The organism is Endozoicomonas sp. ALC020 (genome assembly GCF_049275935.1).
GTDB lineage: Bacteria > Pseudomonadota > Gammaproteobacteria > Pseudomonadales > Endozoicomonadaceae > Endozoicomonas_A.
In genome coordinates this window covers 213,087-220,934 of sequence record NZ_CP184830.1, presented here as the reverse complement: position 1 = coordinate 220,934, position 7,848 = coordinate 213,087, and the positions used below count along the sequence as shown (strand labels likewise).

The following is a 7,848-nucleotide window of genomic DNA, read 5'->3' as shown; positions in this document are numbered from 1 at the left end:
GTAGTCGAACTTACGCAGGTAAGCCGAGCTGGTCAAAGAAAGCCCGGTTCCTCTCTTTTGCTGATTGCAGCAGGCGATCATAAGAAACGACTTCAATGTAAGCATTTCGAGGCTTGTTATAACCAAAGAACCCCATTCCATCACAGGTTTCGGTCAGGCTCGCCAGCTCGCATCGTTCTGACATGGTTGGGGTCAGGTCGCTAATGACATAGACATAGCCGGGTATTTCCTGACTGTTCCTGATAGGTCTGCCTGATGTGGTTTTTACCTTACCTTCACGGATGCGCTTCAGGTAGCCAAGAGCCTGCTCAATAGGGTTTTTATCTTCTCCCTCTGAGGCATCATTCCTCATAGGTCGCTTGATCTCAACCACTGTCAGAGAGGCTAAGGGCATTGATTTTTTTTCAGAAACCAAAATGGGATTGTCGTTAATGTTCAGTGCACACAAGTCAGGCTCTTTCGTAGAGCTATCATCGGTAATGGGCATGGATCGAAGTGATTTATCGGAGGCCAGAAAATCATGGAAAGCCAGTCTTTCATCAATAAGCCAGAGGTTGCAGGCATCTGTGGAGACTTCTTCAGAGGTTTTCCGCATAGGCATAATAAGCTGATGAATCAGCTCTTCATGCACATATTTCCCGTTGTCCATTTGTCCAATATATTTCTCTAGCAAATCAAGAATCACACGTCGATGAGAGACATAGCTGGCCAGGTCTGACTTCTTAAAATCCTCTGCTTTTTTGAGGTATGCTTTCAGTTTTTTCTGATATAAATCCATGTCACTTTCAATGGCCGGATTCATTATCTCGTGACCTTCTGCCAGCAACTGGCGCTCAATATCGGAATACTGTTTATGCAACAATGTATCAAGCTCTTTATCGCTTATTCTGGGGTCAACAGAAAACTCCTGCTGATTGATCAGGTGCATTACCGGTCGGTATCTGGGGGCTTTTTCTGAGACGAACTCGTTGATTCTCTCACGACCTGCTTTCAGGTTTTCACTCAGATAATTGCTCAGGTACTGCTTGCTTCTGGCCAGAACATGACTTTGCATATCTTTGAAACTGACTTCGACATCCTCAAGAATACCCTCTATATCATCCGCTATATCAAATGCAGTGCGCTCTGGACGAACATGGTCGTCCAGATAGTCGGATGAAACGTAGCAGGTGTAGATGAACTCACCAGCCTCATCCGATATTTTGCCAAACAGCCCCGGGATTTGATGACTAATGGGAATTTCCTGCACCAGCCTGTTAGCCGCGCAAAGGGCGAGAGAGTGCTTCTTTTTGGTCGAAGCATGAAATTTTATATGGGTCAGCCTGAACGCATAGCCTTTTATATCAATACATTCTTTACTGGCTTTGCTATGCATGTACTGATCAAACAAGTTTTCCAGGGCAATAGTTTCTGTCCCATCCTTTATAGTTATGCGGGGTACAGAATCTTCTCTGACAAAATACCAAAGACAATGTTCTAATAAAGCATTAGCGATGCTGGTCGCCGTTTTTGGGCAGGCATCACGATACTTTTTATCGAAGCCAGATAATGTGAGGATAGAGAAAGGCCCTTCGCCATTCGGGTCAGGCTCAGGATCCTGAGTCTTTATCCCTTGAGCGGCACTGAACGAGAATTGCCGTTTAACGATACCTGACGAGTTTGATTTGAAGGCACTGGTAACATCCGCTCTATCGAATGCTTTGAGCCACAGTAAACGACCCACTCCCCGGCACCCTTTTCCTATCTTATGATCAGAGTCCAGAGTTTCAAACGATGCCATGTTTTCTTCGTTGAAGCCTATGCCATTGTCGTGAATTTCAAAGCCGACTATTTCTGAGCAGTGCTCAGAGTCGTCAAGCCCAGAGGAAGCCTGCTGACTACGTAGTATTTTTAGTGTCACAGTGCCGCCTGTGAGCAAATTGTTGTTTTCTTCAAGAGCTTGCAGAGAGTTAACGACGGCTTCAAAAACGGGGAAAAGTCCATGACTCTTGAGCAGATTGGTATTCCTTAACCTTCCTGCCAGATTGGTATGCAGGCTCATTATAAATAGGCTCCTCAGGCAAGAAGTGCTTTTTACCAAAATTCAGCGAACTGGAATATTTTATACAAATAGCCAGAGGGCTGCTGACTTTATTATTGCTCAGGCATTGTGGAGCTTCCCGGTGCTGGTCGGAATTAACGCTTTTTAGTTGATAGCTAGTGCAGCTAAGCTCTGATATCCATACACCCCTCGTTCCCACGCAACAGAGGGTGTCGCAAAACCCGTTCCCCTCCCGCCATTTCCGGCCTCACTCCCGTCATTCCCGGCTTCATTCTCGTCATTCCCGGCTTCACTCCCGTCATTCCCGCGAAGGCGGGAATCCACACTGACTCACCACCAGAACCATACTGCCCGGTGCCCCCCTGGCCTTTTCATCCGCGAGAAGGCAGAGACCCGCTGTTGGCGCTGGATTCCCGCCTTCGCGGGAATGACGACCTCAGAGTATCGGAACGAGTGGCCTGTATGGATATCAAGGCTTGGCTGCACTAGTACACGGTTTCAATGTAATTGATGGGTTCCCTCTATTAATGACACTCAAGCTCCGTTCACCCTGAGCGGAGATTGTTCACATCAAACTCATTGAAACTATGTGCTAGTTAATCAGCATCAAAGAAGCCTTTGGCCCAGTTTAACCCTTCATTGAGCAGTGGGCTTGCATGCTCTATAACTGAAAGTGTGCTGTCCAGTGCCCCGAGGTTCAACAGTTGAGAACTGAATTCAGCCTCAATAATCTCAAGGCCGTTAGTGGCGTTAGCATCATCAGTGTATATATCAGGCGTATACGCAGCAGTCAGTCGTTCGAGGCCCGCTTTGTACTGATCGGTTTTTTTGAACTCTTCATTGACAAATGTGGTGATGACTCGAGGGTCTAATGTCTTTTCACCAAATTTATTGCGCCAATCCCGATTATTGGCCAGAGAGGTCAGGCGATTCAGAATGAATTCTGTACCCTTAATAGCCTGCTCGGCCAAAGTGGTCACAACAAATCGCTCCACCCTCGGATCAAATAACAGCGGGCTCGAGAGTTCACTGAGTCCGGCTCTCAAGTCAATCAGAACCAAATCCGCCTGAAGTTGATTTCCCAGCTTTTGTAGCATATCGGTACAACGCCAGGGTTGCTCGTAGGTTCGGGCAAGGTGTTCTGGTCGGACAGAAATGTTGATTAATTGAGCCATTCCCGATTTGCTTTCACTGTGTTTTTCAATATCTGCTTCGCTATCGGAAAAGGCAGGGAGCAGGCAGTATTCAAAACCGGCTTCACTTTTTGTATAACGATCAAGCTCTTTGGCAAAAGTAGCAATCGTGGTTGACTCATCAACCGCAGGGTAGTGACTGGCTTCCAGAAACTGAATCCATGATATATCCGGTTTGTCGCTGTCTTTGAACAAATAGGTCAGCCCCGGCGCTTTAATATCAGCATCGACAAGCAACACTTTTAATTTCCCACGATTGCTTTCACGATGGTGGAAATTCACCTGAAGCGCCTTAAACCATGTCAATAATGAAGTGGTGCGGCCAACACCTCCTTTAAAGGAGTGAAAGGCTGCAAGCCTGCACTTCCCTTCGAAAGGTTCAGGGCTTTTTGGCAGTATTGACGTTGCTCCATCATAACCAAGGTCTTGCCAAAGCGGTCTTGGATGGCGTGGGTTCTGTTCTTCACAGTCCGTGATGATTTCAACATCTATCGAGCTTTGTGAGCCATAAGCCAGCTCAATTTTTCGTTCATCATGATGCCAGTTATTTCCAAATACTGTTTTTACAAAATCGAAGGCAAGGGTTTGATCGTCACCTTCAAGGTCTATTTCGATCGCTTCACTATAAGCACGGATGTCGGCTATACCCTCAGGAAAGTGTGTGAAGTTCTGAGTTTTGGATGCCAGCAGTCGTTCGGCATCCAGCCAGCTATAGAGGTTCATTAATACTGCTTCTTAACCCAGTGACAGATATATTCACAGGTAGCCTCAGCTTTTTTCCACAGCGAAGATGACTCAACATCTTGTTAATGTTGTGTTCAAACCCGTAATGATCGATACCCTCAGAAGTTTGATGCCTTTCACGCTTAATAATAAGTGATTTCAAGCCACACTCAACAGCGTAAAAAAGGCAAACCAGTTTGGAAGGGTTACACGATGATGGTAGGTGACGTGTCGCCTCATGGTGGCTTCTGAATGCACGATCCATTTCTCTTTGAGTAATTTCAATCTTGGACATAATAAACAAAATCCAGCCCGGCTTTGTTAGCACAAACTATGGCTGTCAATACCCCCAATCCTCATACTGCACTGGCAAGCTATTCAGCTCATCCCGATAAGACCGCCAGTTCAGCATATAATGCGTCATCAATTGCTTAAAGCGTTCATTGTAGAAGGGGTCCAGCAAGTGCACCACCTCATGCACCACAATGTACTCCATCCTTCAGGGGCGGGTAGTTCACTGTACTTGCCAAACACCTCAAGGCTGGTGGACGGGTCAGTTCTACTTTGACTCAGCTGTTTGCATGACTGGCCCTCAGTCCTCTGTTTCTATTACCAATGCGACTACCAATGCGACTTTCAGTATCAACGCGGTTTCTACTTCATCAGCGGATACAATCCCAGCGACCAATGTTTTGGGCGTCATAGCCTCGCTGGCCATATCGTTGAATCTATAGCCTGAGCTGATTCCTCGGTTAATATCCGTCGGAAAGTGAACATTGGTTTTTACGACGATGAGGAGGCTAAAGATGAGCCCGTGTGGGCAGCTAGTTCAGCAGCTACACGGGTTAGTCTCTTTGCACGACGTTTATCACCTAATTTCTGCGCAACTCGAAAGTATGTTCAGCCCATTGGAGGGTGTCGCAAAACTTCAACAGCTCGTTCTCACGCTCTGAAGTCGTCATTCCCGCGAAGGCGGGAATCCAGCGCCAACGGTGGATCTCTGCCTTCTCGGGGATGACAAGGCCAGGGGGACACCGGGCAGTATGGTTCTGGTGGAGAGTCAGTGTGGATTCCCGCCTTCGCGGGAATGACGAGATGAAGCCGGGAATGACGAACTCAGAGCATAGGAACGAGCTGTTGGAGTTTTGCGACACCCTCATTGTTGAGGAGACAGTGGAAGCATGGTCTTGACTCGTCTCAGAGAGGTTAAGCCCAGTATAGAATTTGTGACTAAGTGATAGCCGATTGGGCGAGGGTTGACGACGATTTTGCTAAATTTCCTTTGTGTCGTTTTTTGTCTTTGGAATTTTATGGGTTTGAGGATAATTGAAAAGCACTGCCCTGATAAGTGACTATAATTTTCGCTGCGAACGAATAGTGTTAGCTCTTTCTCTTTACTCTGTTTTTGGAAGTGCGATGTTTGTTGTGTTTCCGTACCATTTCGGGAGTGTAGCTTGTGATTTCCTCTGTTTCTCGCTTTCTTATATTAGCTATAAATCTACTGAGCTATTTGTCAGTACATGCCAGCTCTGTTCTCAACACTAGACCTGATTATTTAGTCTCCTTTTCGTCGTCCTCCATCTCGGAAGTCCGACCGTCTTCTGAGAGCCTGCCCTGCCAAGGTCTTTTACTTTCCTCTGGCCATGTTGCTACTGCGCCAGCCTGCGCTAAAACCATAGCTGAACAGGTTAGTATGGGTGGTACAGTAAACCTGTTGGATAACAGCCGACAAAGCATTGGGCATCTATCCGCTATTAATACCGATGAAACAGCGAAAGGGATTCTTTCCGCTTCGCTACACCGAGCAGTAAGCCCAAATAGCTTGTTCTCTGTTACAGGGCTTGCTGCTTCTGGTAATGAACCACGGGCTTATTTCCTGCAACAGGGGGAGAGCCTTACTGTCGGGCACGCAACCGTTCGCTTAGGTGATATAGAGGTGAAACATGGGGTGCAGTTCCAACCGCTTCACTCTGATACTAACCTCCCTCCTGGAAGCCCTGTTATATCAGGTGAGAAGGTGGTTTGTCTGGCTGATGGGGCTGGTGCTTGTGTCGGAAATACTCATAAACAAGCAACACATATTAGTAAGCGGTCTGCTAGAAGCAAAAGGGAGTCTAGCGGGAAAGCAACTGGTTGTACGTTCAACGGTGTCAGCTTGGGTGGCGTAGAAGTTGGCACTTGGACTTGTAGCGATTGCACAGCCTGTGGTTGCTTTGGTGAATGTAGCATTAAAGACGGCAAAGCTGGAAAATTGCAGACAAGTACATGTGTCTGTAATTCAGGTGGAACTTGCAGCGGAAAGACATGCACAGCTACTGCTGGCGCTGCTTCCTTAACAGCGGGAGTCTTTAGCCTTTTGGTTGTATCTGTGGCTGCTATTGCAGCGAGCTTTTAAAGCCATCCCTCTTTATAAAAAGCCCTGATTGGGTAAAATTGAGTTAGTTTCAGGTGTCTACGATGCTGCCAAAGGCGAGACAAAAATAAAGCGTAAAGACAAGTTTTCCAAGGACAGCGGCTTTCAGTTGTCATTTGATTTAGCTGGGAAGCAGGGAGTAAAAAAAGTGGCACTGGGTGACTTCATAAAAGGAGAAGCAACAATAAGCTGGGGAAGCATTGTTCAGGGTGTATCAATGGACTCAGATTTGGAGTCGTTTATTTCCAGTGCCGCCGTTGATGTTGAGCTGATGTGGGCACCTGAATACAAAATAAAAGTGATCACTAAAAATGGAAAAAGAACAGAGCAGGTAACGACAACGTATAAGGAAAAATGCCAGCCTACTAAATGGTCGGTTGTATTCTCAACAATTAGTCTGGGTCGCAGTGGCTGTTCTTTCGGCCTTATCAGAAGTAGTAGTCGATAATATTATCTCGCCTCAGCTATATGCTGACTGCAATGACTGATAGTAGCACCCTGATATTCCGGAGCATCAAATCATGGCCCCATGTTTAAGAAAGCATATAGCCTGCTGTTTGATATTAATGGGCGGAGTAGTAATGCACAGCTCCGAAGCGGTAGATATAGAGTGGCATCCGCCAGGATTGACGGGGGAAGGGTAGAAAGAACGATGGTCCATATAGGTCATGTTTTTATTCGGATTGACTTAACCCCTCAATTTCGCTCTTTAGTTCTTGAAAATCTTCCATTATGTCTAAATCACTAAATAACTTCATAAATTCACTACTTTCATCAATTATTTTCAATTTTCTTATCAAGATAAGCTTCAACCGCTCCTCTAAATATTTGTTTTTTTGCATGTTCTGAAAGGTAACATCAAGCACACCACCTGGTCCAGATATAGGATCAAGAGACATCGTAAAACTAAAACAATTAGGATGAGGATGTAAAGAAACCTTTGGTGATGCCTTTAATTGCTCAAGATATAGATCTTTTGGATCTTTTGAGTCATGTTCGGTTTCACTTGAAAGTACTGCTATCATCATTCGAATTGCTGGCTCCATTCCTGAAAACCCAGGGCTGTCAAAAGCTTTCAAAAATGCTTGATGACTGTCTGCGCCTTTATGAAATGAATTTGCAAATCCATTGTCGTAGAGTTTGATGAAGCGAGAAGCAGCTGAAAGTACCGTCGCATTCAAATTACATGAAATTGAACATATTATTAACAGTAAAATCGTATTTATGAGTCTCATAGTGAACTAATCTCATGGTTTTCTTAGTTCAAGTAAAATAGCACTGTATATTTGCAAAAACAAAAAATGAGCGAAAATTGTCAGTAAAAAGTCAGAATATCTACAAAGTTTCTAAACTAGCATATAATCCGTCGTACACAGAAGACTGCGATATGCGTTTACTGTGAGCAAATAATTTGCAGTGAACTATAACAAGCAGAACCAAAAGCTATCACTAGTTCTGACTTTCTTCCAAGGTCAGAA

General features: G+C 45.3%; 9 protein-coding genes and 1 pseudogene. 4 read left to right on the top strand and 6 right to left on the bottom strand.

Going from position 1 to position 7,848, the window contains the following annotated elements; translation table 11 throughout:
- Positions 1–10: 10 nt before the first annotated feature.
- Positions 11–2,041 carry an ATP-binding protein gene (locus tag ACOJUO_RS00900; protein WP_422138675.1) on the bottom strand — a complete coding sequence of 677 codons (2,031 nt, stop codon included), beginning with the start codon at positions 2,039–2,041 and terminating at the stop codon, positions 11–13.
- Between the two features lie 144 nt (positions 2,042–2,185).
- Positions 2,186–2,365 carry a hypothetical protein gene (locus tag ACOJUO_RS00895; RefSeq protein WP_422138674.1) on the bottom strand — a complete coding sequence of 60 codons (180 nt, stop codon included), beginning with the start codon at positions 2,363–2,365 and terminating at the stop codon, positions 2,186–2,188.
- Positions 2,366–2,395: 30 nt separating this feature from the next.
- Here ACOJUO_RS00895 and ACOJUO_RS00890 point away from each other — a divergent pair, with 30 nt between their 5' ends.
- Positions 2,396–2,530, top strand: a complete 135-nt coding sequence (locus ACOJUO_RS00890; RefSeq protein ID WP_422134823.1) for a hypothetical protein — start codon at positions 2,396–2,398, stop codon at positions 2,528–2,530.
- Positions 2,531–2,637: 107 nt separating this feature from the next.
- Here the strand turns inward: ACOJUO_RS00890 and ACOJUO_RS00885 are convergent, their stop codons facing one another.
- The 3 genes and pseudogenes from ACOJUO_RS00885 to ACOJUO_RS00875 form a co-directional block, all read right to left on the bottom strand.
- Positions 2,638–3,957, bottom strand: a complete 1,320-nt coding sequence (locus ACOJUO_RS00885; RefSeq protein ID WP_422138673.1) for a KGGVGR-motif variant AAA ATPase — start codon at positions 3,955–3,957, stop codon at positions 2,638–2,640.
- Between the two features lie 340 nt (positions 3,958–4,297).
- Entirely contained in the window at positions 4,298–4,453 is a 156-nt protein-coding gene (locus ACOJUO_RS00880; RefSeq protein WP_422134820.1) for a YgjP-like metallopeptidase domain-containing protein, read from the bottom strand.
- Between the two features lie 287 nt (positions 4,454–4,740).
- Positions 4,741–4,824 (bottom strand): annotated as a pseudogene (locus ACOJUO_RS00875) (hypothetical protein); the annotation flags it as partial.
- 198 nt (positions 4,825–5,022) lie between these two features.
- On the opposite strand from ACOJUO_RS00875, the gene ACOJUO_RS00870 reads away from it, so the two are divergent.
- The 3 genes from ACOJUO_RS00870 (at position 5,023) to ACOJUO_RS00860 (ending at position 6,818) form a co-directional block, all read left to right on the top strand.
- On the top strand, positions 5,023–5,148 hold the full coding sequence (locus ACOJUO_RS00870) for a hypothetical protein (RefSeq protein ID WP_422134819.1): 126 nt from the start codon (positions 5,023–5,025) through the stop codon (positions 5,146–5,148).
- 265 nt (positions 5,149–5,413) lie between these two features.
- Positions 5,414–6,352, top strand: a complete 939-nt coding sequence (locus tag ACOJUO_RS00865; protein ID WP_422138672.1) for a hypothetical protein — start codon at positions 5,414–5,416, stop codon at positions 6,350–6,352.
- Between the two features lie 28 nt (positions 6,353–6,380).
- Positions 6,381–6,818: a hypothetical protein gene (locus ACOJUO_RS00860; RefSeq protein WP_422138671.1), complete on the top strand. Its 438-nt coding sequence runs from the start codon at positions 6,381–6,383 to the stop codon at positions 6,816–6,818.
- A 226-nt stretch (positions 6,819–7,044) separates the two neighbouring features.
- Here ACOJUO_RS00860 and ACOJUO_RS00855 read toward each other — a convergent pair whose 3' ends face one another.
- Positions 7,045–7,605, bottom strand: coding sequence for a hypothetical protein (locus tag ACOJUO_RS00855; protein WP_422138670.1), 561 nt, complete (start codon positions 7,603–7,605; stop codon positions 7,045–7,047).
- Between the last annotated feature and the right edge of the window lie 243 nt (positions 7,606–7,848).